The sequence below is a fragment of the Micromonospora sp. WMMD734 genome (assembly GCF_049178975.1).
In the GTDB taxonomy this organism is placed as follows: Bacteria; Actinomycetota; Actinomycetes; order Mycobacteriales; family Micromonosporaceae; genus Micromonospora; species Micromonospora wenchangensis.
In genome coordinates this window covers 328,221-351,877 of record NZ_JBMHMK010000001.1, presented here as the reverse complement: position 1 = coordinate 351,877, position 23,657 = coordinate 328,221, and the positions used below count along the sequence as shown (strand labels likewise).

General features: G+C 74.3%; 22 protein-coding genes. 7 read left to right on the top strand and 15 right to left on the bottom strand.

Features of this window, described 5'->3' with window-relative positions:
• Window positions 1-18 precede the first annotated feature (18 nt).
• The 10 genes from ACN267_RS01630 to ACN267_RS01585 form a co-directional block, all read right to left on the bottom strand.
• Window positions 19-1,158 carry a glycosyltransferase family 4 protein gene (locus tag ACN267_RS01630; RefSeq protein WP_281895464.1) on the bottom strand — a complete coding sequence of 380 codons (1,140 nt, stop codon included), beginning with the start codon at window positions 1,156-1,158 and terminating at the stop codon, window positions 19-21.
• Window positions 1,155-2,414, bottom strand: a complete 1,260-nt coding sequence (locus ACN267_RS01625; protein WP_204959331.1) for a M48 family metallopeptidase — start codon at window positions 2,412-2,414, stop codon at window positions 1,155-1,157. The genes ACN267_RS01630 and ACN267_RS01625 overlap by 4 nt, the downstream gene beginning before the upstream one ends.
• 106 nt (window positions 2,415-2,520) lie before the next feature.
• The gene (locus ACN267_RS01620) at window positions 2,521-2,730 is read right to left on the bottom strand and encodes a hypothetical protein (RefSeq protein ID WP_204959332.1); all 210 of its coding nucleotides are present in this window, start codon (window positions 2,728-2,730) and stop codon (window positions 2,521-2,523) included.
• 209 nt (window positions 2,731-2,939) lie between these two features.
• The gene (locus ACN267_RS01615; protein WP_204959333.1) at window positions 2,940-3,506 is read right to left on the bottom strand and encodes a hypothetical protein; all 567 of its coding nucleotides are present in this window, start codon (window positions 3,504-3,506) and stop codon (window positions 2,940-2,942) included.
• Between the two features lie 21 nt (window positions 3,507-3,527).
• A complete protein-coding gene (locus tag ACN267_RS01610; protein ID WP_421487753.1) occupies window positions 3,528-4,721 on the bottom strand; it encodes an ABC transporter permease in 1,194 nt (397 codons plus the stop codon).
• A complete protein-coding gene (locus ACN267_RS01605) occupies window positions 4,718-5,452 on the bottom strand; it encodes an ABC transporter ATP-binding protein (RefSeq protein ID WP_239485523.1) in 735 nt (244 codons plus the stop codon). Before ACN267_RS01605 ends, ACN267_RS01610 begins: the two co-directional genes overlap by 4 nt.
• Entirely contained in the window at window positions 5,452-6,678 is a 1,227-nt protein-coding gene (locus ACN267_RS01600; protein ID WP_421487752.1) for an efflux RND transporter periplasmic adaptor subunit, read from the bottom strand. The genes ACN267_RS01605 and ACN267_RS01600 overlap by 1 nt, the downstream gene beginning before the upstream one ends.
• Before the next feature lie 46 nt (window positions 6,679-6,724).
• On the bottom strand, window positions 6,725-8,299 hold the full coding sequence (locus tag ACN267_RS01595) for an ATP-binding protein (protein WP_421487751.1): 1,575 nt from the start codon (window positions 8,297-8,299) through the stop codon (window positions 6,725-6,727).
• Between the two features lie 14 nt (window positions 8,300-8,313).
• A complete protein-coding gene (locus tag ACN267_RS01590) occupies window positions 8,314-9,039 on the bottom strand; it encodes a response regulator transcription factor (RefSeq protein ID WP_421490367.1) in 726 nt (241 codons plus the stop codon).
• A 97-nt stretch (window positions 9,040-9,136) separates the two neighbouring features.
• A complete protein-coding gene (locus ACN267_RS01585) occupies window positions 9,137-10,444 on the bottom strand; it encodes an efflux RND transporter periplasmic adaptor subunit (protein ID WP_281895448.1) in 1,308 nt (435 codons plus the stop codon).
• Between the two features lie 185 nt (window positions 10,445-10,629).
• On the opposite strand from ACN267_RS01585, the gene ACN267_RS01580 reads away from it, so the two are divergent.
• The gene (locus tag ACN267_RS01580; RefSeq protein ID WP_281895445.1) at window positions 10,630-11,241 is read left to right on the top strand and encodes a hypothetical protein; all 612 of its coding nucleotides are present in this window, start codon (window positions 10,630-10,632) and stop codon (window positions 11,239-11,241) included.
• A gap of 64 nt (window positions 11,242-11,305) precedes the next feature.
• Here ACN267_RS01580 and ACN267_RS01575 read toward each other — a convergent pair whose 3' ends face one another.
• Window positions 11,306-12,862, bottom strand: coding sequence for an NYN domain-containing protein (locus ACN267_RS01575; RefSeq protein WP_421487750.1), 1,557 nt, complete (start codon window positions 12,860-12,862; stop codon window positions 11,306-11,308).
• A gap of 127 nt (window positions 12,863-12,989) precedes the next feature.
• On the opposite strand from ACN267_RS01575, the gene ACN267_RS01570 reads away from it, so the two are divergent.
• The 6 genes from ACN267_RS01570 to ACN267_RS01545 all read left to right on the top strand — a co-directional run bounded on the left by ACN267_RS01570 (window position 12,990) and on the right by ACN267_RS01545 (window position 19,103).
• Window positions 12,990-14,747 carry a DEDD exonuclease domain-containing protein gene (locus ACN267_RS01570; RefSeq protein WP_281895439.1) on the top strand — a complete coding sequence of 586 codons (1,758 nt, stop codon included), beginning with the start codon at window positions 12,990-12,992 and terminating at the stop codon, window positions 14,745-14,747.
• Between the two features lie 128 nt (window positions 14,748-14,875).
• Window positions 14,876-16,663, top strand: a complete 1,788-nt coding sequence (locus tag ACN267_RS01565; protein WP_204959645.1) for a RelA/SpoT family protein — start codon at window positions 14,876-14,878, stop codon at window positions 16,661-16,663.
• A 66-nt stretch (window positions 16,664-16,729) separates the two neighbouring features.
• Window positions 16,730-17,251, top strand: coding sequence for an NUDIX hydrolase (locus ACN267_RS01560; protein ID WP_281895436.1), 522 nt, complete (start codon window positions 16,730-16,732; stop codon window positions 17,249-17,251).
• Window positions 17,248-18,108, top strand: a complete 861-nt coding sequence (locus tag ACN267_RS01555; RefSeq protein ID WP_204959341.1) for a sugar phosphate nucleotidyltransferase — start codon at window positions 17,248-17,250, stop codon at window positions 18,106-18,108. Before ACN267_RS01560 ends, ACN267_RS01555 begins: the two co-directional genes overlap by 4 nt.
• A gap of 23 nt (window positions 18,109-18,131) precedes the next feature.
• A complete protein-coding gene (locus tag ACN267_RS01550) occupies window positions 18,132-18,737 on the top strand; it encodes a hypothetical protein (RefSeq protein ID WP_421487749.1) in 606 nt (201 codons plus the stop codon).
• A gap of 78 nt (window positions 18,738-18,815) precedes the next feature.
• A complete protein-coding gene (locus ACN267_RS01545) occupies window positions 18,816-19,103 on the top strand; it encodes an Lrp/AsnC family transcriptional regulator (RefSeq protein ID WP_088644676.1) in 288 nt (95 codons plus the stop codon).
• Window positions 19,104-19,170: 67 nt separating this feature from the next.
• Here ACN267_RS01545 and ACN267_RS01540 read toward each other — a convergent pair whose 3' ends face one another.
• From ACN267_RS01540 to ACN267_RS01525, 4 genes are all read right to left on the bottom strand, one after another.
• Window positions 19,171-19,845 carry a DUF4142 domain-containing protein gene (locus tag ACN267_RS01540; protein ID WP_204959343.1) on the bottom strand — a complete coding sequence of 225 codons (675 nt, stop codon included), beginning with the start codon at window positions 19,843-19,845 and terminating at the stop codon, window positions 19,171-19,173.
• Window positions 19,846-20,024: 179 nt separating this feature from the next.
• Window positions 20,025-21,650: a cytochrome b gene (locus ACN267_RS01535; RefSeq protein ID WP_204959344.1), complete on the bottom strand. Its 1,626-nt coding sequence runs from the start codon at window positions 21,648-21,650 to the stop codon at window positions 20,025-20,027.
• Window positions 21,647-22,732: a ubiquinol-cytochrome c reductase iron-sulfur subunit gene (locus ACN267_RS01530; protein ID WP_204959345.1), complete on the bottom strand. Its 1,086-nt coding sequence runs from the start codon at window positions 22,730-22,732 to the stop codon at window positions 21,647-21,649. Before ACN267_RS01530 ends, ACN267_RS01535 begins: the two co-directional genes overlap by 4 nt.
• Before the next feature lie 67 nt (window positions 22,733-22,799).
• Window positions 22,800-23,633 carry a cytochrome c gene (locus ACN267_RS01525; protein WP_204959346.1) on the bottom strand — a complete coding sequence of 278 codons (834 nt, stop codon included), beginning with the start codon at window positions 23,631-23,633 and terminating at the stop codon, window positions 22,800-22,802.
• Window positions 23,634-23,657: the final 24 nt, after the last annotated feature.

The window sequence follows — 23,657 nt, the reverse complement described above, 5'->3', positions numbered from 1 at the left end:
ACGCGGACCGGCCGATGTTCAGCCGGGGGCGGTGGTGCCGGTGAGCAGGTCCGTCAGGCGGCGGGCCTGGGTCTCCCAGCGCCACTCCTTCTCCACCCAGGCCCGACCGGCCGCGCCGAGCTGGCGGGCCAGGTCCCGGTCGGCGAGCAGGGTGGCCACCCGGTCGGCGAGCACGGCGACGTCCCGCCCCGGGACGACGTACCCGGTCTCGCCCTCACGGACCGCGTCCGGTGCGCCGCCGGAGTCACCGGCCACCACCGGCAGCCCGGTCGCCGACGCCTCCAGGTAGACGATGCCGAGCCCTTCGACGTCCAGCCCCCGGTTGCGGGTACGGCAGGGCATCGCGTAGACGTCACCGGCCGCGTAGTGGGCGGGCAGCGCCTCCCACGGCACCGAGCCGGTGAACACCACGTCACGTTCCACGCCGGTGGACCGGGCCAGCTTCTCCAGCGTCGCCCGGTACGGCCCGCCGCCGACCACCAGCAGCGCCGCGTCGGGCACCCGGCGGCGGATCGCCGGCAGGGCCCGGATCAGCATGTCCTGGCCCTTGCGCGGGACCAGCCGGGAGACGCAGACCACCACCGGCCGGTCGGCCAGCCCGAGCCGGGCCCGCACCGGCGCACCGTCCACCCCCGGGTGGTAGGTGTCCACGTCGACCCCCGGGGCGAGCCGGTGCAGCTCGGTGACGCCGCGCAGGGCGCGTTCCAGCCGTACCCGGGTGTAGTCGCCGAGGTAGGTGACCACGTCGGTGTCCCGGCCGATCCGGCGCAGCGCGGCGCGGGCCCCCGGCAGCGTCGCCCAGCCGGCCTCGTGGCCGTGGGTCAGCGCCACCGCGCGGCGGATGCCGGCCCGGCGGCGCAACCCCCCGGCGAGCAGACCCAGCGGGGCGGCGGCACCGAACCAGACGGTGTCGCAGTCGTGCTCCCGGGCCAGCCGGGCGGCCCGGCGGGCGACCCGGGGCGTGGGCAGCAGCACCCGGGTGGCGTCCCGGACCACCGGGAAGGGCTGCGCGACGTCGAACCCGGCGGTGTCGCGCCAACTGGAGGCGTAGACCACCACCGAGCCGGGCGGCTGACGGACCGCCAGGTGGTGCACGAACGACTGGATGCCGCCGGGGCGGGGCGGGAAGTCGTTGGTGATCAGCAGGGTCCGGGTCACCGGCCGGCCTCCCGGGCGTACGCGCGGGCGGCGGCCATCCGCTCCACCGTGGACGGGTGCGAGGCGAACCAGAGGTACTCCGCCCGGGGCGGGTCGGGATCGGCCAGGTTGACCCCGGCGAGCCGGCGTTGCATCGCCTCGAAGGTGGCCGGGTCACCGGTGAGCGCCAGCGCGTGCGCGTCGGCCCGTGCCTCGACCCGGCGCGACACCAGCGCCTGCACCGGGCCGGCGACCAGCCCGACGACCGTCACCAGGGCGATCAGCAGCGCGAACGCCCGGGGCTCGGCGATCGAGTCGACGCCGGCCCGGCGCAGCAGCGGCGTCCAGGAGCCGACCAGGTAGAGCGCGACGACCGCGGCGGCGGCCCCGAGCGCACCGGTCAGCGTGCCGGTCCAGACGTCGCGGTCCTTGGCGTGGCCCAGCTCGTGCGCCACCACGCTGGTCACCTCGGCCGGGGTGGCCTCGCGCAGCAGGGTGTCGTAGACCACCACCCGCCGGGTCGGCCCCAGGCCGGAGACGTACGCGTTGACCGCCCGGGTGCGGCGGGAGGCGTCGGCGACCAGCACGTCCCGCACCGGTACGCCGTCGCGCGCCGCCAGTGCGGTCAGCTCGGTGCGCAGCGGCCCCTGCTCCATCGGGGTGAACCTGTTGAACACCGGCTCCACCAGCACCGGCAGCACGAAGGACAGCAGCACCACCAGCCCGGCCGCGCCGGCCGCCCCGAACGCCCACCACCAGCGCGGGGCGAGCCGGGTGACGGTGTAGAAGCCGAGCAGCACGGTCGCGGCGAGCACCGCGCTGAGCGCGTACGACTTGAGCAGGTCGACCGTCCAGCCGCCCCAGCCCTGGGTGGCGAGCCCGTACCGGGTCAGCACCGACTGCCGCCAGGCGGCGAACGGGAGGGTGAGCAGGTCGGCGACGAGCACCACGGCGATCCCGCCGAGCACCGCGCGGGCGATCCAGTGGTCACCGAACGGCCTACCGGCCAGCTCGACCAACCGAGCGCCGAGCGGGGTCAGCCCGAGCAGCAGGGCCACCAGCAGGCCGACGGCCAGCCCGGTGTAGCGGCCGGGGCGCAGGGCGGCCTGCAACGCGCGCCCCCGGGCCACCTGGTCGGCGGGCAGGTCACGCAGGGCGGCGAGCTGGTCGGCGCGGGGGGCCGGGGGCCGGCTCCACGGCACCAGCAGGGCACCGAGGACGACCAGGGCCAGCACCAGCGCCGCCAGGGTGAGCACCGCCCAGCCGCGCGGGGTCACCGGGACGCCCCGGCGTCGGGTCCGCGGGCGTGGCGTCGTACCCGTGTCATGCCGCCGCTCCTCCCGCCGTGAGCGCCCATCCTATGGCCCGCCGGCGCGGCGGCGGTCAGGCGACCCGGCGGTGGGTCGACCGGGGCCGACGGGTCTCGTGGGCCAGCACCTCCACCTCGAAGCCGGAGCGGGTGAGCACCTCGATCGCCCGGTGCTCGGCGGCACCCAGGCCGGCGGCCGGCGAGTCGGTGTCGAGCAGGGCCGTCACCAGGCAGCCGGCGCAGCCCGCGCCCCGGACCCGGCAACCGTCGCAGTCGATGAGCATCGTGCCTCCTGACGCTGTGCGGCGTCGGGCGGAGGACCTCGTCACCACCCGAGCACCGTCGGTCAGGTCGGACACTAACCATCGGGTACGACACAACCGGACAACCGGTGATCAACCAGAGCCGAACCGGTGGAGAACGGCGTCGAAGCGTGCAGAGCGTCACCCTGGCGCACCGGGTGGCCGACCGGGCCCGGCGGGGCTCGACGCGGTCATCCCCCGGCGGTGACCGTCGTGGCGGTGACCGTGCCGTCGGTCGCCGGGCCGCCCTGCACGGTGACGCTCTGTCCGGCCTTGAGCGCGCTCAACGTGCTGGCCCTGGCGGTGCGGACCGCGGTGGCGTCGGTGGTGCGCACCGTGATCACGGTGCCGTCGGCGGTCTCCACGTAGAGCGTCCCACCCTCGACCAGCTTCACCGTGCCGGTGGTCGTCGCCGCAGCGGTCGCGCCACCAGGCTGACCTGCGCCGCCCGGCCCGACGCCGCTCTGGCCACGCCCGCCGACGCCGGGAAAGGCGGTGGGCACACCACCCGGGAATCCGGCCCTCCCCGCCCCGGCGGTGCCCGACTCCGCACCACCCCAGCGCTGCTGCACGTGAACCCCGCCCAGGAAGCCGGCCAACACCAGCACCAGCACACCGAGCGCCAGGGTGGTCCGGTCCCACCAGCGGCGCGGTGCCGCCGCGGCGAGCGCGGCGGTCAGCTCCCGGTCCGTGGCATCCGCCGGGACCGGTGGTTGGTCGTCGACCCGGTCGAAGACGACGGTGTCGCTGCTGTCCATGTCGGTTCCTCGCATGTCGGCCTACTCGTAGCGCAGGGCGTCGATGGGGCGCAGCCGGGCCGCCCGGGCCGCCGGAAGACCACCGAAGAACAGGCCGATCGCGACCGAGACCCCGAGGGCCAGCCCCACCGAGCTGGGCACGATCACCGGGTGGACCCCGACGATGGTGAACCGGGCACCGATCAGGGCCGCCGCCACCCCGAGCGCCCCACCGAGCAGGCTCAGCAGGGTCGCCTCCACCAGGAACTGGGTCAGCACCGTACGCCGACGGGCGCCCAGCGCCTTGCGGATGCCGATCTCCCGGGTCCGTTCGGTCACCGTCACCAACATGATGTTGGTGATGCCGATGCCGCCGACCAGCAGGCTGATCGCGGCCACCGCGCCCAGCAGCACGGTGAACGTGTCGGCCGTCTCGGACTGGGTCTGCAACAGCTGCGCGGCGTTCTGGATCCGGTACGGGGTGCTGCCCGAGGCCGACGTCGGCAGGCGCTGGGCGAGCACGGTGGAGATCTGCCCCTGCACCGCCGACACCCGGTCCGGATCACCCGCCTCCACCAGGATCGAGCTCAGCGACCCGTACCCGGTGAGCACCTCGCGTACCGCCCGCAGTGGCGCGATCGCGGTGTCGTTGGCGTCCTGGAAGCCGGTCGAGGACTTCGCCGCCAACACCCCGACCACGGTGAACAGCGCGCCGCCCGCGGTCACCTGCCGGCCCACCGGGTCCACCCCGGCGAACAGCTCGTCGGCCACGGTCCGACCGAGGACCACCACCCGGCGGCCCTGCGCCTCGTCGTCGGCGCTGAACGCCGTGCCGGCGGCCAGCGGCGAGTTCGACGCGGCGAACCAGCTCGGCCGGGTACCCACGAACTGCGGCACCTCGTGGTCGGCCCCCTCGAAGGTCAGGGTGGTGCTCGTGGTGGCCAGCGGCGAGACCGACCGTACGTCGGGCGCGAGCACCGGGTCGGCGAGCGCGTCGGCGACCTCCAGGGTCAGCCCGCCGCCGCTGCCGCCCCGGTTGGTGCCGGTGACGGTCAGCGTGTTGGTGCCCAGCGCCTCGATCCGGTCGTTGACCGCCTGGGCCGAGCCGTTGCCGACCGCGACCAGCAGGATCACCGCGGCGACACCGATCAGGATGCCGAGCATGGTCAACGCCGAGCGCAGCTTGTTGGCGGCCACGCCACGCAGCGCGAACCGGACGGTCTCGGTGAAGCTCATCGGCCCGCCCCCGGCACCGCGTGCCGCCCGCCCTGGCGGACGTCCGAGCGGACCTGACCGTCGAGCAGCCGGATCAGCCGCCCGGCCCGGGCACCCACCTCCGGCTCGTGGGTGATCAGCACGATCGTCCGCCCGGCCGCGTTGAGCTGGTCGAAGACGGCCAGGATGTCCTCGGTGGACGTGCTGTCGAGGTTGCCGGTCGGCTCGTCGGCGAGCACCAGTGCCGGCTCGGTGACCAGCGCCCGGGCCACCGCGACCCGCTGCTGCTGACCACCGGAGAGCTGGTTGGGCTGGTGGTCGGCGCGATCGGCCAGCCCCACCGCGTCCAGCGCGGCGAGCGCCCGCTGCCGCCGCCGGCCGGCCCGCACCCCGGCGTACGCCAGCGGCAGCTCGACGTTGGCCAGCGCACTGGTCCGGGGGATCAGGTTGAACGCCTGGAAGACGAAGCCGATCAGGCGGTTGCGGACCAGGGCGAGCTGACGGTCGGCGAGGCTGCCCACGTCCACCCCGTCCAGCAGGTACTGCCCGCCGGAGGGCACGTCGAGGCAGCCGAGGATGTTCATCAGGGTGGACTTGCCCGAACCGGAGGAGCCCATGATGGCCACGTAGTCACCGGCGGCGACGGTCAGCGAGACACCGCGCAGGGCGTGCACGGCGGCCGGACCCTCGCCGTACACCTTGGTCAGCATCCGGACGTCCAGGACCGGCCGGCGGGCGGGTGCCGGGGTCATCAGCGGGTTCCGTTCCCGCCCCGGACGCCGCCGCCGGGGCCGGCGCCCCCGCCGGGCAGGCCACCGCCCGGGAAGCCACCCCCGCCGGGCAGACCGCCTCCGCCGGGGATTCCGCCGCCGGTGCTGCCCGTGCCGGTGCTCTGCGGCAGCACCACCCGCTCCCCCTCGGTCAGCCCCGAGGTGACCTCGTACGCCTGGTCGCCGGCGAGGCCCACGGTGACCCGCCGGCTCTCCTGCCCCGTCTCGGTGAGCACGGTGGCGGTGCGCCGGTCGCCGGTGCCGCTGATCGCCGCCGAGCTGACCGTCAGGACGTCCGCGGCGGTGCCGGTGACCACCGAGACCCGTACGGTCTGCCCCGGCCTGGCCTCGGCGGGCAGCTCGTCGACGCTGACCGTGACGCCGTAGGTGACCACGTTGTTGGTGGTGGTGGCCTGCGGGTCGATCGCGACGACCTGCCCGCCGGCCTGGGCCCCCGGCAACGCGTTCCACGTGACGGTGGCCGCCTGACCGTCCTTGAGCCGGGTCGCGTCCGCCTCGGCGAAACCGGCGCTGACCTGGAGCTTCGTCAGGTCGGCCAGCTCGACGAACCCGCTGGCGGAGGTGGACCCGGAGCCGCTGGCACCCGTCGAACCGCTGCCACCCTGCTGCCCGGTCGAGCCGCCGCCGGTGGCCGACCCGCCGGAGGAACTGCCCACGGTGCCGTTGACCGCGACGACCGTACCGGCCATCGGCGCGGTCAGCCGGGTGCCGGTCACCGCGGCCTCGGCCTCGGACACCGCCAACTCGGCCTGGGTGACCGAGGTCTGCGCCGACGAGGTGTCCGAACCGGCGTCCTCGGCGCGGTCCAGGGCGTCCCGCGCGGCGGTCAGGTCCGCCGTCGCCACGTCGAGGTCGCGTTGCGCGGCGGCCGGGTCGACGGTGGCCAGCAGTTGGCCCTTCTTCACCCGGTCGCCCACCCGCACCCGGACGGCGGTGACGGTGCCGGCGGTGGCGAAGCTGGCACTGGCCGTCGAGGCGCTGCGCACCGAGCCGTCGGCGGTGACGGTGGCGGTCACCGTGCCCCGGGACACACTGACGGTCCGGGTGCCGGTGGGCCGGGCGTCCGCCGCCGCGTCGCCGCGCACCGACAGCCACGCCCAGCAGCCGCCGCCGGCCAACAGCAGCACCAGGGCGGCGTTGACCGCGACGGGAGGTCGGCGCAGGACGGCCGGCAGGCGCACTCGCATGGCGGTCAGCTTCGCCGGCACGGCTGGGAGAAGCTTCGGCGCAAGCTCAGAGCTGGCTCGGAATCGACGCCGCCGGGTCGTCGCGCGACGAGGTAGGCGGCGACGGTACGGCGGGCAGCAGCACCCGGAAGGTCGTCCCCGCACCCGGACCGGTGTCCAGCTCGATCCAGCCGCCGTGCGCGTGGACGATCGACGCGGCGATGGACAGTCCCAGGCCGGAGCCGCCCCCGCCGGCCCGGCCCCGGCTCGGGTCGGCCCGGTACAGCCGCTCGAAGACCCGACCGGCGTGCCCGGCGGGGATGCCCGGCCCGTCGTCGTGCACCTCCAGCACGGCGTATCCGTCCGCGTCCGACGCGGGCACCGGCCCCGAGCGGACGACCGGCCCGGCCGGCGGGAGGGCGAGCCGACCGACGCGGACGGTCACCCGGACCGTCGGCCCGGTGTGCTGTACCGCGTTGTCGACCAGGTTCGCGGCGACCTGGCGCAGCCGGTGCTCGTCGCCGAGCACGGTCGGTGTCTCGAAGGTCGGATCGTGCTCGACGAGGGTGCTCAGCCGCACGGGCCGGCCCGGCGTCCGGGCGTGCGCGTCGCGGATGGTGTCGGCGGCGATCCCCAGCAGATCCACCGGACGCCGCGCGGGGGTGCGCTGCCGGTCCAGTCGGGCGAGCAGGAGCAGGTCCTCCACCAGCACACCCATCCGGGCCGCCTCGCTCTCGATCCGGCCCATCGTCTCGTCCAGCACGGCACCGGGTGGGGCGCCCCCGCGCCGGTACAGCTCGGCGAAGCCGCGGATCGAGGTCAGCGGCGTCCGCAGCTCGTGCGACGCGTCCGCGACGAACTGCCGCAGCCGGCGTTCGGAGGCGGCGCGGGCGCTCATCTCGGTGCCGATCCGGTCCAGCATCAGGTTGACCGCGGCACCGAGCCGACCGGGCTCGGTGTGCGGGTCGGTGTCGTCCACCCGGTGGGTCAGGTCGCCGCCGGTGATGCCGGCGACGACCCGCTCCATCCGGGTCAACGGGCGCAGCCCGAGCCGCACCACCGAAGCGGCCAGCAGCCCGAGGCCGAGCAGCACCCCGCCGGTGACCGCGACGTCGATGAGCAGCAACCGGTCGGCGGTCCGGTTCACCTCGGCCAGCGAGGCACCGACCACCACGACCGCGCCGGTGCCGTCCGCCGGCACCGCGAACAGCCGCCAGTCGTCGTCGCCGTGAGCACCCGCGACGGTGTACGGCCGGCCGGTACGGGCCCGGGCGGTCACCTCGGCCAGCGTGCCCGGGTCCGGTGCCGTCGCGCTGGGGGTGCTGCTGTGCGCGGCGTCGCGGGTGCCGTCGGCGCGGTAGAACAGCACGAGTTGGTCCGGCCCGAGCCGGGCGAGCCGTCCGGCCGGCGCACCCGCCGACCCACTGGCCGCCGACCCGCTGCCCGGTGACCCGGTGACCGGGCGGGGCTCGCCGGTGAACGGGCGGACCTGTCCGGCGAGTCGCTCGTCGACCCGGTCCACCAGGTAGCTGCGCAGCAGCAGCAGGCCGGCGGTGTTCGCCCCGAGCAGGGCCAGCGTGGCGAGCGCCCCGACGACCAGGACCAGTCGGGACCGCAGCGTCCAGTGCGACCAGGGGCGCACCCGGGCCAGCCGCCTCACTCGTTGCCGCGCGGCAGCCGCAGGGTGTAGCCCACGCCGCGCACCGTGTGGATCAACGGGGGATCAGCGCGGTCGACCTTGCGCCGCAGGTAGTAGACGTACGACTCGACGACCCGCCCGTCGCCCCCGAAGTCGTAGTTCCAGACCTGCTCCAGGATCTGCGCCTTGCTCACCACCCGACCGGCGTTGATCAGCAGGTAGCGCAGCAGCCGGAACTCGGTGGGCGACAGGTCGACCGGCCGCCCGGCCCGGCGTACCTCGTGGGCGTCGTCGTCCAGCTCCAGGTCGGCGTAGCGCAGCAGCCGGCTGCCCGGGGCCGGCGGCAGCTCCGCCCGGGTACGCCGCAGGATCGCCCGGATCCGCAGCACCACCTCCTCCAGGCTGAAGGGCTTGGCCACGTAGTCGTCCGCACCGGCCACCAGCCCGGCGACCCGGTCCTCGACGGTGTCCCGGGCGGTCAGGAAGAGCACCGGCACCGGCCGGCCGGCGGCGCGCAGCCGCCGGGCCACCTCGAAGCCGTCCAGGTCGGGCAGCATCACGTCGAGGATCACCAGGTCCGGGGAGAACTCCTCCACACCGGCCAGCGCGGCCCTCCCGGATCCCGCCACCCGCACGTCGTACGCGACCAACCGCAGGGTGGCGGCCAGCAGGGTGCAGATGTTCGGCTCGTCGTCGACCACCAGCAGGCGGGCACGGGCGGGTTCGCCCTCGACGCTCGGGATGGGGCCGGCCGTGGGCGGCCGGAGGATGTCGGTGTGCACCCGAACTGCGTATCGGACGAGCCTTCACGCCTGCTGTGCCGGACCTGTGCGCCGGCTGTCACCAGGAGCGCCGCACCAGTTCACCGGCGTCGACCCCGGAGGTGATCTCGGTGTACCGGCCACCGCGCAGCCCGACGGTGACGGTGCGGGCCGGACCGCCGTCCGCCGGCAGCACCCTGCCGGTACGGTCGGGCCCCTCGTGTACGGCGGTGGACGGCACGCGCACCGCGTCCTGCACCGCACCGGTCTGCACCGTCACGGCGGCGCTCTGCCCGACCAGCAGGTCCTCCGGGGCGGTGGTGAAGGACAACACGACGCCGTAGCGGACCATCGTGCCGTCGGTGGTGCCGACCGGATCGACCTGCACCACGCTCGCCTCGAACGGCTGCTCGGGCCGGCCGGCCAGGGCCAGTGTGGCGCTCTGCCCGACCGCGAGCGCCCCGGCGTCGGCCTCCGGGAACGTCGCCACCACCTGCATGGCGTACGTGTCGGCCAGGGTGATGAAGGTGCTGTCCCGGTTCACCCGGCTGCCCACCGGCCCGGCCACGGAGAGCACGGTGCCGGCCATCGGCGCACTGATGGTGGCACCGTCGAGGGCCTCCTGCGCCTGCGCGAGGGCGGCCTCGGCCCGGTTGACCCGGCGTTGGGCGGCCAGGATCGGGTCGGTGCCCCGGGCAGCGTCCCCGGCGTCCGCGCCGCAGTCCGCGCCACCGCTCCCGGGGCCTGCCGGGGCCGGGGCCGCGCCCGGTCCACCGGTGGCGGTCGGCACGGGGCCACCTGGCGTACGGCTCGGCGAGGCCGAGCTCGCGGTGGGTCGGGACGTGGGGCTGCCGCCGGTGGTGGGCGTGCCGGTGGTCGGTGTCGCCCCGGTCGTGCCGGTGGGCTCCGGCGAGTGCCAGAGCACCGGTCGTGCCCCGGCGCCGGACCCGGTGCCGGTGGCGCAGTCCGGTGCCGGGTCGTCGGCCGCGTCCCATGCCGTGGTCAGCGCGTCCCGCGCCTCGGCCAGCTCGGTCCTGGCGTCCTGGACGGTGTCCGCCGCGTCGGCCGTGTCGGCCTCGGCGAGCGTGGCGAGCTGCTGGCCGACCGTGACCACGCTGCCCGGCCGCACGCTGACCGTCTGCACCGTGCCGGCGACGGTGAAGCTGAGGCCGCGGGTGGTGGCCGGCTGGACGGTGCCCGTGGTGGCCACCTCGACGACGACCGGCCCCCGGTCGACGGCCACCGTCACCGGTCGGGTCGGCGCGTGCGGGGTATCCGCCGTCCAGACGCGTACGCCGGCCGCGCCGAGCAGCAGCAGACCGGCGGCACCGGCCGCCCACCACCGGGTCCGCCGGGTACGCCAGCGTCGTCTCAGACCGATCCCCATGGTCGGGCAGTCTGCGCAGCCCGCCTCGCGGTCGGCTCGACCGCACCTCAGAGTTCGCTCGGAACCGGACTCCTGCGGCAGGTGCCCCGGGTCGCGCTCCGAGGGAACTCCGAGCCGGGTCCGAGCCGCCGACGAGGTACGACGGGTTCGCTGAGCAGCTACCGGATGAAGCCTGAGGAGGGCCCGTGCCGTTGACCAAGAGGTTCCGTCGGTTGGCGACCGTGATGACCGCCGCCGCCTCGGCCACGTTGCTGCTGGCCGCCTGCGGCGGTGGGTCCGACGACGACGGGCCGGGTGACGCGGGTGGGACCGGGAACTCCTTCGCGGCCTACCAGGAGTGCCTGCGGAACAACGGTGTGGCGCTGCCGACGATGGGCCCGTCCCGCGGCCCCGGCGGCGCACGCCCGTCCGGCCTGCCGTCGGGCTTCCCGACCGACCGCCCGACCGACCGCCCGACCGCCCGACCGTCGGGCTTCCCGACCGGCAGCGCCGACCCGTCGCGGGGCGCGCGGCGCGGCTTCCCGGGCGGCGGCCGACCCGAGGGGGTCGACGAACAGACCTGGCAGAAGGCGCAGCAGGCGTGTGCGTCGGTGCAGCCCAGCGGCCGGCCGGGCGGCCCCGGCGCATCCGGCGCACCGGGCGCACGTCCGGCTGGCTCGGACGACGGGCGGTCCACCGCCTACCGCACCTGCCTCACCGACCGGGGCCAGGATCCGGACCGGCTCGTCGACAGCGACCCGAAGACCCGCGAGGCGTTGGCCGCCTGCGCGGTGCTCAGCCCGTCCCCGACGACCTGACCACCGCCGCGCGCCGCGGTGCTGCGGCTGCCGGTCGGCACGGGACCGCCGCGATCCGCCCGGTTCAGGAGCGGGCCAGCCGGCGCAGCAGCGAGTCGGCCCCCAGTGGGTACGCCCCGTGCCGGCGTACCCCGTCGGCGACCTCCCGGTCGGAGGAGACCACGACCACCGGGCGGCCTGGCGGTTCGGCCCGGACCAGCCGGCGGATCAGCTCGTCGGCGGTCTCACCCTTGCGGGAGAAGAGCACCCGCACCCCGCGCGGGGTGGGCGGCAGGCCGTGCATCCGCTCCGCCCCGTCGAAGACCACGGTCACCTCGTCGCCGGTCTGCGCGGCGATCCCGCCGAGCCCGGTGATCAACCGCTTGCGCTGCTGCTCCAGGGACATCTCCCCGAACCCGCGCTTGGTGACGTTGTAGCCGTCCACCACCAGGTGGGCGCGGGGCAGGGCGAGCAGCTGGTCCAGCCGGGCCGGGTCGTCGGTGTCCCGGGCGCGGGCGGCCGGCCCGCCCTGGGTGGTGACCGGGGCGTCGGTGAAGGCGTCGGCCACGAAGTCGGCGGGGAGCTTGTCCACCGGGTCCAGAGCCAACTCCCGGCGCAGCCCCACGGCGGCCTGACCGATCGTCTCCAGCAGCAGCCACAGCCGGGCGTCGTCGACCGAGCGGGCCTCCTTCGCGCTGGCCTTGGCCACCCCCGCCGCCGCCTCGGCCTCGGCCAGTCGGGCCCGCGCCCGGCGCAGCTCGGCGTCGCTGTCGGCGGCGGCCCGGGCGGCCCGGCCGCGTTCGGTGGCGAGCAGCTCGTTGGCCCGGCGCTCCCGGACCTGGGTCTCCCGCAGGCTGCGCTGGAGCTGGCGGCTCTCCTCCCGGAGCTGACCCAGTTCCTCGCGGACCCGGGCCAACTCGTCGCGGAGCTTCTCCGCCTCCACCCGGGCCACCGCCCGGTCGTGCTCGGCGCGGGTGGCCCGCTGCTCGGCCTCCCGGACCAGCTCGGCGACGACCGCGCTGTCCGCCTCGGCGCGGACCGCCGCGCCGCTGGCGTCGATCAGCTCCCGCCAGCCCCGGGGGCGGACCAGATAGGCCAGGGCGGCCACCTCGACCGGGTCGGCGGCGGCCGGCGCGGTGCCCTCGACCACTGCCGCACCGAGGTCACCGGCGTCGGTCAGCACCCGGGCGGTGACCCGCTGCCGGAACAGCGGGTCGGCGGTGAGCTGGGCGGCGATCACCGAGCCACCGAGCCGGGCCCGCCGGTTGGGGGCGAACTTGGCCACCCGGCGCAGCGGCACCGGCACCTCGTCGGCGGGCAGGCCGGGCAGGACGGCGGCGGTCAGCGCCACGATCCGCTGCCGGACCGGCTCGGGCAGGACGGGCTCCGGTTCCGGCGGCGTCGCCTCGGCGGCGTCCGTGTCGGCTGCACCGTCGCCGGGCGGGTCCGCGTCGGATCCGGCCGCCCCGGCACCGGTCGCCGGCACCGGGTCGCCCCCGGTCGGGACGGCGTCGGGCAGGACGTCGGGATCGGGCCGGGCCGGCTCGGGCGCCCCCGCACCCAGGTCCCCGCCGGCCCCGGGCGCGGCGGTGGACGACCCCTCCAGCGGGAGGTGGTCGTCGTGCGGGTCGGTGAGGGGCATGGGGCAAGTCTCCCACCGCGACCGGGCCCACCGCCGGATGAGTGAGCCGATCTCTCATCCTACGCCGCCAGGGGCCCCTGGGGCTGCGGTGACGGGAGTGTCGCACCGAACGGTTAGCCTGCCGCCCGTGGCACCTGGGGAGTACGTCCAGCAGACCCTGGCCGGTCTGGACCGGTCGGCCGGTGGCGTCGATCCGGCCCTGCCGCTGTACGCGACGACGTTCGTGGTGGTCGACCTGGAGACCACCGGCGGCTCGCCCGACGGCGGGGGGATCACCGAGATCGGCGCGGTCAAGGTGCGCGGCGGAGAGGAGCTGGGGGTGCTCGCCACCCTGGTCAACCCGGGGGTGCCGATCCCGCCGTTCATCACCGTGCTGACCGGCATCACCCAGGCCATGCTGGTGCCCGCCCCGCCGGTCGAGCAGGTGCTGCCGAGCTTCCTGGAGTTCATCACCGACGCCGTGCTGGTGGCCCACAACGCGCCGTACGACGTGGGGTTCCTCAAGGCCGCCTGCGCCAAGCACGGTTACCGCTGGCCCAACCCCCGGGTGCTGGACACGGCGGCGCTGGCCCGGCGGGTGCTCAGCCGCGACGAGGTGCCCAACCGCAAGCTGGGCACCCTGGCCGCCTACTTCCGCACCGCCACCCAGCCCACCCACCGCGCGCTCGACGACGCCAAGGCCACCGTGGACGTGCTGCACGGGCTGATCGCCCGGCTCGGTGGGCACCGGGTCGACACCGTCGGCGAGGCGATCGAGTTCACCCGCGCGGTCAGCCCCACCCAGCGGCGCAAGCGGCACCTCGCCGACGGCCTGCCCAAGGGGCCCGGGGTCTACATCTTCCGGGCCGCCGACGACCGGCCGCTCTACGTCGGCACGTCGGGCGACATCGCCACCCGGGTCCGCAGCTACTTCACCGCCGCCGAGAAGCGGGCCCGGATGTCGGAGATGCTGGCCGCCGCCGAGCGGGTGGAGGCGGTCCCGTGCGCCCACCCGCTGGAGGCGGAGGTCCGCGAGCTGCGGCTGATCGCCGCGCACGCGCCGCCGTACAACAGGCGGTCGAAGTATCCGGAACGGATGGTGTGGCTCAAGCTGACCGGCGGGCCGTACCCCCGGTTGTCGGTGGTGCGCGGCCTGGCCCCCGGCGACACCGCCTTCCTCGGCCCGTTCCGCTCGACCCGGGCCGCCGAGCTGGCCGCCGCCGGGTTCCACGACGCGGTGCCGCTGCGCCAGTGCACCCACCGGCTGTCGCTGCGCACCGTCACGCCGGCCTGCGCGCTGGCCGAGCTGGGCCGCTGCCCGGCACCCTGCGAGCACCGGATCACCCCGCAGGAGTACGACGACCGCGCGGTCGCCCCGTTCCGCACCGCCACCACCAGCGACCCGCAGGTGGTGGTGGACGCCCTGCTGGCCCGGATCGAGGCGCTGGCCGCCGCGCAGCGCTACGAGGAGGCGGCGGTGGTGCGTTCCCGGCTGGCGGCGGTGCTGCGGGCCACCGTCCGGATGCAGCGGCTGGCGGGGTTGACCCGGATCGCCGAGGTGGCCGCCGCCCGGCCCGCCGCCGGGGGCGGCTGGGAGCTGGCGCTGGTCCGGCACGGGCGGCTCGCCGGGGCCGGGGTGTCCCCGCCGGGCGTCCATCCCCGACCGACGATCACCGCGATCCGGGCGACCGCCGAGACGGTGGAGCCGGGCGGGCACGGGCCGGTGCCCCGGGCCACCGCCGAGGAGACCGAGCGCATCCTGTCCTGGTTGGAACGACCGGAGACCCGGCTGGTGGAGATGACCTCCGTTTGGTCGTCCCCGGTGGCCGGCGCGGGCCGGTTCCGTGACCTGCTGGCGAAGGCCGAGGGCGGGGGGTCCCACCAACTCTCGACCGAACGCTCATGAGCAAGTGTCCGATCGGACGACCCCGCCTCGCTTAGTCTGTTAAGGGAGTGCAGTCCTGCCCGTTTCGTGGGCCTGCTTCCGGTTGCCGGCGACGGTGACCGAGGAGCCGGGGTGAGGAGGTGTCCCTCGTGGACGTCGACGCCGGACACGGCGCCGCCCTGGGGGGTGCGCTCCCGGCCCAGCCGGGTGAGCTTCCCCTGGCCCGTCGGCTACGGTCCCTGTTGAGTTGGCCGGCCAACGATGCCGACCCGGTGACCCAGTTGGTGCGTACCCACCGGGGCATCCATTCGAGCGCGGACGCCTCGGTGCTGCGCCGGGCGTACACGATCGCCGAGAACATGCACCGCGGGCAGTTCCGCAAGAGCGGCGAGCCGTACATCACCCACCCGCTGGCGGTCGCCCAGATCTGCGCCGACCTCGGGATGGACACCACCACCCTGGTCGCGGCGCTGCTGCACGACACGGTGGAGGACACCCGCTACACCCTCCAGGCGCTCAGCGAGGACTTCGGCCACGAGGTGGCGCACCTGGTCGACGGGGTGACGAAGTTCGACAAGGCGTTCTACGGCAAGGCCGCCGAGGCGGAGACGATCCGCAAGATGATCATCGCGGCCGGCAAGGACGTCCGGGTGCTGATCATCAAGCTGGCCGACCGGCTGCACAACATGCGTACCCTCGGGGTCCGCTCGGCCGCCTCCCGGGAGCGGATCGCCCGCAAGACCCAGGAGGTCCTGGTCCCGCTCTGCGACCGGCTCGGCATCCAGACCCTCAAGCGTGACCTGGACGACGTGGTGCTGCTGCACCTGGAACCCGACGAGCACGCCCGGCTGGCCCGCCACGTGCACGACCGGCCCGGCTGGGACGCCTACCTCGACGACGTGGTGGCCCAGGCCAAGGTGGCGCTGCGGCGCAGCCGGGTCGACGCCGAGGTGAGCGCCCGGCCCCGGCACCTCTACTCGATCTGGAAGGACACCGTGGCCGGCGGGCACGCCCAGCCGTACGACCTGCCCCGGATCGTGATCGTGGTGGACGGCCCGGCGACCGACTGTTACGCCGCCCTCGGCGCGGTGCACGGCCGCTGGCGGCCGGTCCCCGGCCGGTTCAAGGACTTCATCGCCTCCCCCAAGAACAACCTCTACCGCTCCCTGCACACCAGCGTCTGCGGCCCGCAGGACCGCACCGTCGAGGTGCTGATCCGCACCCGGGAGATGCACCGCTGCGCCGAGTACGGCGTGGCCGCCGACTTCCGCTTCCCCGGGGCCGCCACCGGAGCCAGCAACACCGACCAGCTCTCCTGGCTGCGTCGGGTGCTCGACTGGGAGCAGGAGGCCCCCGACCCGGCCCAGTTCCTCCAGTCGCTGCGGTGCGACCTGGCCGAGGCGCAGATCCAGGTGGTCGCCGACGGTCGGCAGGTGGTGCTCCCGGCCGGGGCCACCCCGGTCGACCTGGCCTACGAGCTGGGCACCGAGCGGGGCGACCACTGCCTCGCCGCGCGGATCAACGGCCGGCTCGCCCCGCTGGCGTCCGAACTGGACGAGGGCGACGTGGTGGAGATCTACTCGGAGAGCAGCGTCGAGAGCGGCCTCGAGGCTGACGTCGCTCCCCGGGGCCCCCGCCGCGAGTGGCTCGACTTCGTCAAGTCGCCGCACGCGCAGATGCAGATCAGCCGCTGGTTCACCGAGCACACCGAGCCCGGCATCTCCATCGCCGACAAGGTCCGCCTCGGGCGGGCCACCATCGGCCTGGCGCTGCGCAAGCACGACCGGGGCCTGGCCAGCGACCTGCCGCTGCTGCGGCTGTCGGAGGAACTCGGCTATCCCGACCTGGAGACCCTGCTGGTCGCGGTCTTCGACCGGGCCGTCGAACCGGACACCGTGGTCCGCCAGCTCATCGACCTGGTCGACCATCGACAGTGAGCCCTGGCCGGGTGACCGGTCGCCCCGCACCCCACCACGCCGCGCCGACGGCCTAGCCTGGAGGCCATGATCCTCCGTTCCCGCGCCACCGGCCGGGCCGTCGCGTACAAGGTCTTCTACCGGCTGCCGGTCTCGGTGCGTCGCCGCCTGGTCCGGCTCGCCGGCCCGAAGTACGTCGTCGGCGCGGTGGCCCTGGTCCGGGACAGCGGGGCCGCCGGGGCCGGCCGGCTCCTGCTGCTGCGCCAGCCCCCCGGGCACAGCTGGACGCTGCCCGCCGGCCTGCTCCAGCGCGGTGAGGCCCCGGTCGTCGGCGCGGCCCGCGAGCTGTACGAGGAATCCGGCGTCCGGCTCGCCCCGGAGCAGCTCCGCCCGGCCGTGCCGAACGCCGTGGTGCACACCCGGGGCTGGGTGGACATGGTCTTCGAGGCGGAGGTGCCCGCCGACACCACCACCCTGAAGGTGGACGGCGCGGAGGTCTTCGAGGCGGCCTGGCACCCGCTGGACGACCTGCCCCGGCTCAGCCGGGCCACCGCCAACCTGCTCGGCCACTACGGCATCGGGCCGCAGGCCGGCCGGCCGACGACGTGACCGCCCCGGACGGCCTGTGCGCGGTGGTGCTGGCCGCCGGTGAGGGCACCCGGCTGCGTCCGCTGACCGCCCGGGTACCCAAGGCGCTCTGCCCGGTCGGTAACGTGCCGCTGCTGGACCGGGCCCTGCACCGGCTCGCCGGCCTGGGCCTGACCGGGCCGGACCGGGTCGCGGTGAACGCCTGTTACCTGGCCGACCAGGTGGTGACGCACGTCGGCGACCGGGCACACCTGTCGGTGGAGCCGGGTGACCCGTTGGGCACCGCCGGCGGGTTGGGCAACCTGCGGGACTGGATCGCCGGCCGGGGAGTGCTGGTCGGCAACGCCGACGCGTACCTGGCCGATCCGGGTGTCGACCCCGGCCCGGACGTCGCGGCGTTGCTGGCCGGCTGGGACTTCCGGTCCGTACGCCTGCTGGGGCGGCCGGCACCCGACCCGCACGCCCCCGGCACCTTCGACGGGCACGTCTTCACCGGTTTCTCGCTGTTGCCCTGGCACCGGGTGCGGGAGCTGCCGGCCAGCTTCGGTGACCTGGTCCGCACGGTGTGGCGGCCGGCGGAGGCGGCCGGTGAGCTGACCGTGGTGCCGTACCCGGGCACGTTCTTCGACACCGGCACGCCCGCCGACTACCTGGCGGCCAACCTGCACGCCGCAGGCGACGGCACGCTGGTCGCCCCGGACGCCACCGTCACCGGCCACGCCCGGCACGCGGTGGTCGGCGCGGGTGCGGTGGTACGCGGTGACGTGGAACGCGTGGTGGTCTGGCCCGGCGCGACGGTCGCCCCGGGCGAACGGCTGTGCGACGCGATCCGGGCCGACGACGGGCTCACCGTGGCCGCCTCACCAGGCAAAGGTTGATCACCGGTGTCAGAATCACCGGCATGCAGCCCTCCGCGCCCCGAATCCCCCTGTCGGTCGGCTACCAATCGGGCCGTACCGGCCGGGTCGTCTCGTTGCTGGTGCTGGGTGTCATCCTGACGGTCGCCTGCGGTTGTGTCGGCGCGTTCCTCGGCACCGGCCTGAACGCGGCGGCCGGTGACGGCAACCCGGCGGTGCCGGCGCTCGTCGCGCTGCTGTCGGCCGCGCTGGTCATGCTCCTGGTCGGCCTGCTGGTGACCAGCATCGTGCGCGCCGGTGCCTGGCTGGAGGGCACCCGGCTCACCGTGGTCGGGCTGACGACGAGGAGCGTCGATCTGCAAGCCGCCCGGTCGGTGTCGTTGCACGCGGCGGCCGTCGCGCACACGGGCGTCTCCAGCGACGGTTCGCTGGTCGCCACCGGAGCGGTCACCCGGACCCCGGTGCTCACCGTCACCACCGACACCGGCACGGTCAAGCTGGGGCTGCGCAGCAGGGAGAGCCTGCTCATCCCGCCGCCCGAGATGTACGCCCTGGCCGCCGCGCTGGACACCGCCCGCTGCCCGGGAGCGGCCGAGGCGGCCGGCTGGCTGCGCGCCATGGCCGCCGACCCCCGCACCATGCTGCTCTGACCGACGTCGTGCGGCACTAGCATGGTCGACGACACCAGGCCGGCGTCGCGCCGGGCACGACGAACGGAGAATCGTCAAGTGATCACCGCGATCGTCCTGATCGACTGCGCCACCGACTCGATCCCCGAGGTGGCCGAGAACCTGGCCAACCTGCCCGGGGTCAGCGAGGTCTACTCGGTGGCCGGGCACGTCGACCTGATCGCCATCGTCCGGGTCCGGGAGTTCGAGCAGATCGCCAAGGTCATCGCCGGCAGCATCTCCAAGGTCCCCGGGGTGCTCAACACCGAGTCGCACATCGCCTTCCGCGCCTACTCCCAGCACGACCTGGAGGAGGCGTTCGCGATCGGCCTGGCCAGCGCCGACTGACCGACGCCCGACAGGCGACGGTGGCCGGCCCCGTCGGGGGCCGGCCACCGTCAGGTGGTACGGGACGTCAGCTGTTACCCGGCACCGGCGTCTCGGTGGTGCCACCCGGTTCCGGCGACTCCGTGGTGCCGCCCGGGGCCGGGGACTCGGTCGTGCCGCCCGGAGCCGGCGTGCCGTTGCCGGGGCTCGCGGTGCCGCTGGCGCTGGTCTGCGGGACCGGAACGCCCAACTCCTGGGCCAGGGCGACCAGCGCGTCGTAGTGCGCCTGCAACACCGGCAGCGCGTCCTGCGCGAGCTGGACCACCGACTGCTCGGAGCCCTGCGAGATCTCGGTCTGGGTGGCCTGGATGGCCTGCACGTGACCGGCCAGCTCAGCGGTCACCCAGGCCTTGTCGAACGCGGCGCCGTTGAGACCGTTGAGCTTGTCGATCACCTTCTGCTGGTCGGCCGTCGGCGCGTTCGGCAGGGTCACGTTCAGCTGCTGGGCGGTGCTCTTCACCGTCTGGTCGAGCTGGGTGTGATCGGTGACGAACTGCTGCCCCAGCTGCTTGACCTGCTCGTTCTGCCCCTTCTTCTGGGCCAGGTTGCCGGTGACGATCTCCGCCAGGTTGACCTGGTGCACCGCCTGCAGATACTGGGTGTCCTGCGCCGACGGCTGCGCGGCGGCCTGCGCGGCAGCCGCGGGAGCCAGGCCGACCACCACCAGCGTGGCCAGCAGTCCCAGGCGTTTGATACCCACCATGTTCCCTCCCCGTTTTCGTTGGACCGCACGGATACCCGGCTGGCGCGGGTTATTCCTGTGCTTTCCACCCGTTGGTGGCCGGTCACGCCACCACCGACCGCCGGGCGGGCAGCCGCCGGAACGGACGAAGCGCCCGCCGAGGACTCCGGCGGGCGCTTCGGCGCAGTGGTACGGGCAGGTCAGCGGCGGGAATCCCCGCTGCCGATCTCCTCCCGCTCGGGGCGGGGTTCCACCGGCGGATGCCCCGGCGAGACCGGTGCCTCGACCGGCTTCTCGATCGGGTAGAAGAAGCCCCGGATCGCCGGGCCGAGCGCCCCGAGCCGGTTCATCTTCTTCGGCACCACCCAGCCGACGTAGTCCAGTTCGCCGTGCCCGTGGCCGTCACCGGCGCTGAGCGGCTGGTGGACCTCCTCGAACCGGCCGTCGGGCAGCCGCCTGATGATGCCGGTCTCCACGCCGTGGGCCAGCACCTCCCGGTCGTGCTGCTGGAGACCGAGGCAGATCCGGTACGTGACGTAGTACGCCAGCGGCGGGACGAACAGCAGGCCGATCCGGCCCGCCCAGGTCATCGCGTTCAGGCTGATGTGGAACTTGTCGGCGATCACGTCGTTGGCCCCGGAGAGGGTCAGCACGATGTAGAAGGCGACGGCCATCGCGCCCACCGCGGTCCGGGCCGGCACGTCCCGGGGGCGTTGCAGCAGGTTGTGGTGCCGGTAGTCCTTGAGCTGCCGCGCCTCCACGAACGGGTAGAGCGTGGAGAGACCGACCAGGATGCCGGGCAGCACGACCGTCGGCCAGAACAGCGGCGGGATGACGTACCCGTTGCCGATCGGGATGTTGATCTCCCAGGCGGGCATCAGGCGGGTCGAACCGTCGAGGAACATGACGTACCAGTCGGGCTGGCTCGCGGCCGAGACCACCCACGCCTCGTACGGGCCGAAGTACCAGATCGGGTTGATCTGGAACAGGCCGCCCATCAGCGCGATCACGCCGAAGACGACCATGAAGAAGCCGCCCTGCTTGAGCGCGTAGCGCGGGAACATCCGCTCGCCGACCACGTTGTCGTTGGTCCGGCCGGGGCCGGGCCACTGGGTGTGCTTCTGCTTGAACACCAGGCCCAGGTGGGCGCTGATCAGCGCGACCAGCAGGCCCGGGATGAGCAGCACGTGGGCGATGAAGAACCGGCTGATGATGATCTCACCGGGGAACTCGCCGCCGAAGACCGACGAGGTGACCCAGGAGCCGATCACCGGGATCGACAGCATGATGCCGGAGGCGATCCGCAGGCCGGTGCCGGACAGGCCGTCGTCCGGCAGCGAGTAGCCGGTGAAGCCGGCCAGGAAGCCGACCCAGAACAGCAGCGAGCCGATGATCCAGTTGGTCTCCCGCGGCTTGCGGAACGCGCCGGTGAAGAAGACCCGCATCATGTGCACCACGATCGCGGCCATGAACAGCAGCGCGGACCAGTGGTGCATCTGCCGCATGATCAGGCCACCCCGGACATCGAACGAGATGTCCAGGCTGGAGGCGTACGCGGCGGACATCGGGGTGCCCCGCAGCGGGGCGTAGCTGCCGTTGTAGACCACCTCGGTCATCGCCGGCTCGTAGAAGAAGGTCAGGAAGACCCCGGTGAGCAGCAGCACGACGAACGAGAAGAGCGCGATCTCGCCGAGCAGGAACGACCAGTGGTCCGGGAAGACCTTGTTCAGCAGCTTGCGCAGCGGGGTGGCGACCTGGAAGCGGTCGTCCACTCCCCCGGCGGCCTTGCCCGGCACCGCTGCTACGTCAAACTTTCGGCGCTTCATGGCCGCTCCCAGAAGTCGGGGCCGACGGTTTCGGTGTAGTCGGACTTCGCCACGAAGAAGCCTTCCTCGTCCACCTCGATCGGCAGCTGGGGCAGCCGCCGGCTCGCCGGGCCGAAGACCGGCCGGGCGTTGTCGGTGATCAGGAACTGGCTCTGGTGACACGGGCAGAGCAGCCGGTTGGTCTGCTGCTCGTACAGGCTCGCCGGGCAACCGGCGTGGGTGCAGATCTTGGAGTACGCCGCGTAGTTGCCCCACATGTAGTCACCGTGGCCGACCCGCGAGTTGGCCTGCCGGGACTTCTCCGCGTCGGTCTCCCGCAGGTGGATCAGCAGGGTCGGCGAGTCGGCGTGCTTGTTGCTCACCCCGTGCTCGATGCCCGGGAACACGGTGAGCTGGCCGCCGGCGCTGACGTCGGCCGGGCGGATCGGCCGGCCGTCCTCGCGGACCAGCCGGATCTTCTTGCCGTCCTGCGGGGCGAAGCCGGTGGTGAACATCTGGTTGTTCTTGTGCGGGTTGGAGATCAGCCCGCCGACCAGCGGGGCCGCGGCGACCGCGCCGACCGGCAGCAGGCCGGCGACCAGCGAGACGCCGAGCAGCGGACGACGCCGTACCCCCATCTCGTCGGCGAGGTAGAGCATGGTCTCGCCGGTGATCTTCCGGTCCTCCGCCGACCCGGGACCGTCGTGCCGGTCCTGGATCGAGACCTCCTTGGGCAGCAGCTTCTTGCCCCAGGTGAGGATGCCGAAGCCGATGCCGAGCAGGGCGACGCCCAGGGTGAGGCCGAGCAGCGGGGTGTACCACTTGTCGCCACCGCGACCCGGCTCGTACTCCCAGGGCCACCAGATGTAGACCACCAGGAACGCGGTGGCTGCCAGGCCGGTGAGCAGGAACATCGCCGCGACCGTACGGGTCAGCCGGCGCTCGGCCTTGCTGCCCGGGACGACCTGCTCCTCGTAGTGGACGATCTCGATGTCGTCCCGGCGGGCACCCTCGGTGACGATGTCGAACCGGGAGAGCCGGGGGTCGTGGACGTCGAGCGGCTCCCGGTCCTGCGGGGCGTGCTGCTCGGTCGTGGTGCTCATGCCGTCACCTCGCTACGGGCGGTGCCGACGCACGGCACCACGGCAATGGTGTTGACGATCCGCCCGGTCACGACTTGCCCGCAATCCACAGGCTCGCGAAGACCAGCGCGACGATGCCCACCAGGAAGATCGCCAGGCCCTCGGTGGAGGGGCCGTACCGGCCGAGGTTGAAGCCGCCCTGGTCCTGGTCGGCCTTCAGGGTCTCCTGGATGTAGGCGATGATGTCCGCCTTCTGCTCCGGGGTGATCTGGTTGTCGCCGAACACCGGCATGTTCTGCGGGCCGCTGAGCATCGCGGCGTAGATCTGCGCGTCGCTGGCCGGGTTCAGGCTCGGGGCGTACTTGCCGGAGGAGAGCGCGCCGCCGCCACCGCCGAACGCGTGGCACTGCGAGCAGTTGATCCGGAACAGCTCGCCACCGGTGGCCAGGTTGGCCCCCTCGCGGAGGTTGCCCTGCGGGACCTGCGGGCCCCCGCCGAGCTCCTGGATGTACTGACCGAGCTGACGCACCTGCTCGTCGGTGAAGACCGGCGGCTTGCGCATGGCCTGCGCCTCCTGCCGGGCCATCGGCATCCGACCGCTGCCGACCTGGAACTCGACCGACGCGGCACCGACCCCGATCAGGCTCGGGCCCCGACCCTCGACGCCCTGGGCGTTGCGGCCGTGGCAGGTCACGCAGCTCACGTCGAACAGCGCCCGGCCCTCGGCTGCGGCACCGGTCAGCGGCGGGTTTTCCTGCGCCTGCACGCCCGGGGCGAAGACGGTGTAGGCGCCGCCGGCCAGCGTCAACGCGGCGATCAGCCGGAACGCCGCGCCCAGCCGGCGGCGGCCCCTGCTGCGCGCCGCGGGCCGCCCGCGCAGGCGCGCGAGCAGACCGCGTCGGCGGTCGTTGTCAGAAGTCATGACCTGTGTCCTTAACCGGTTGGA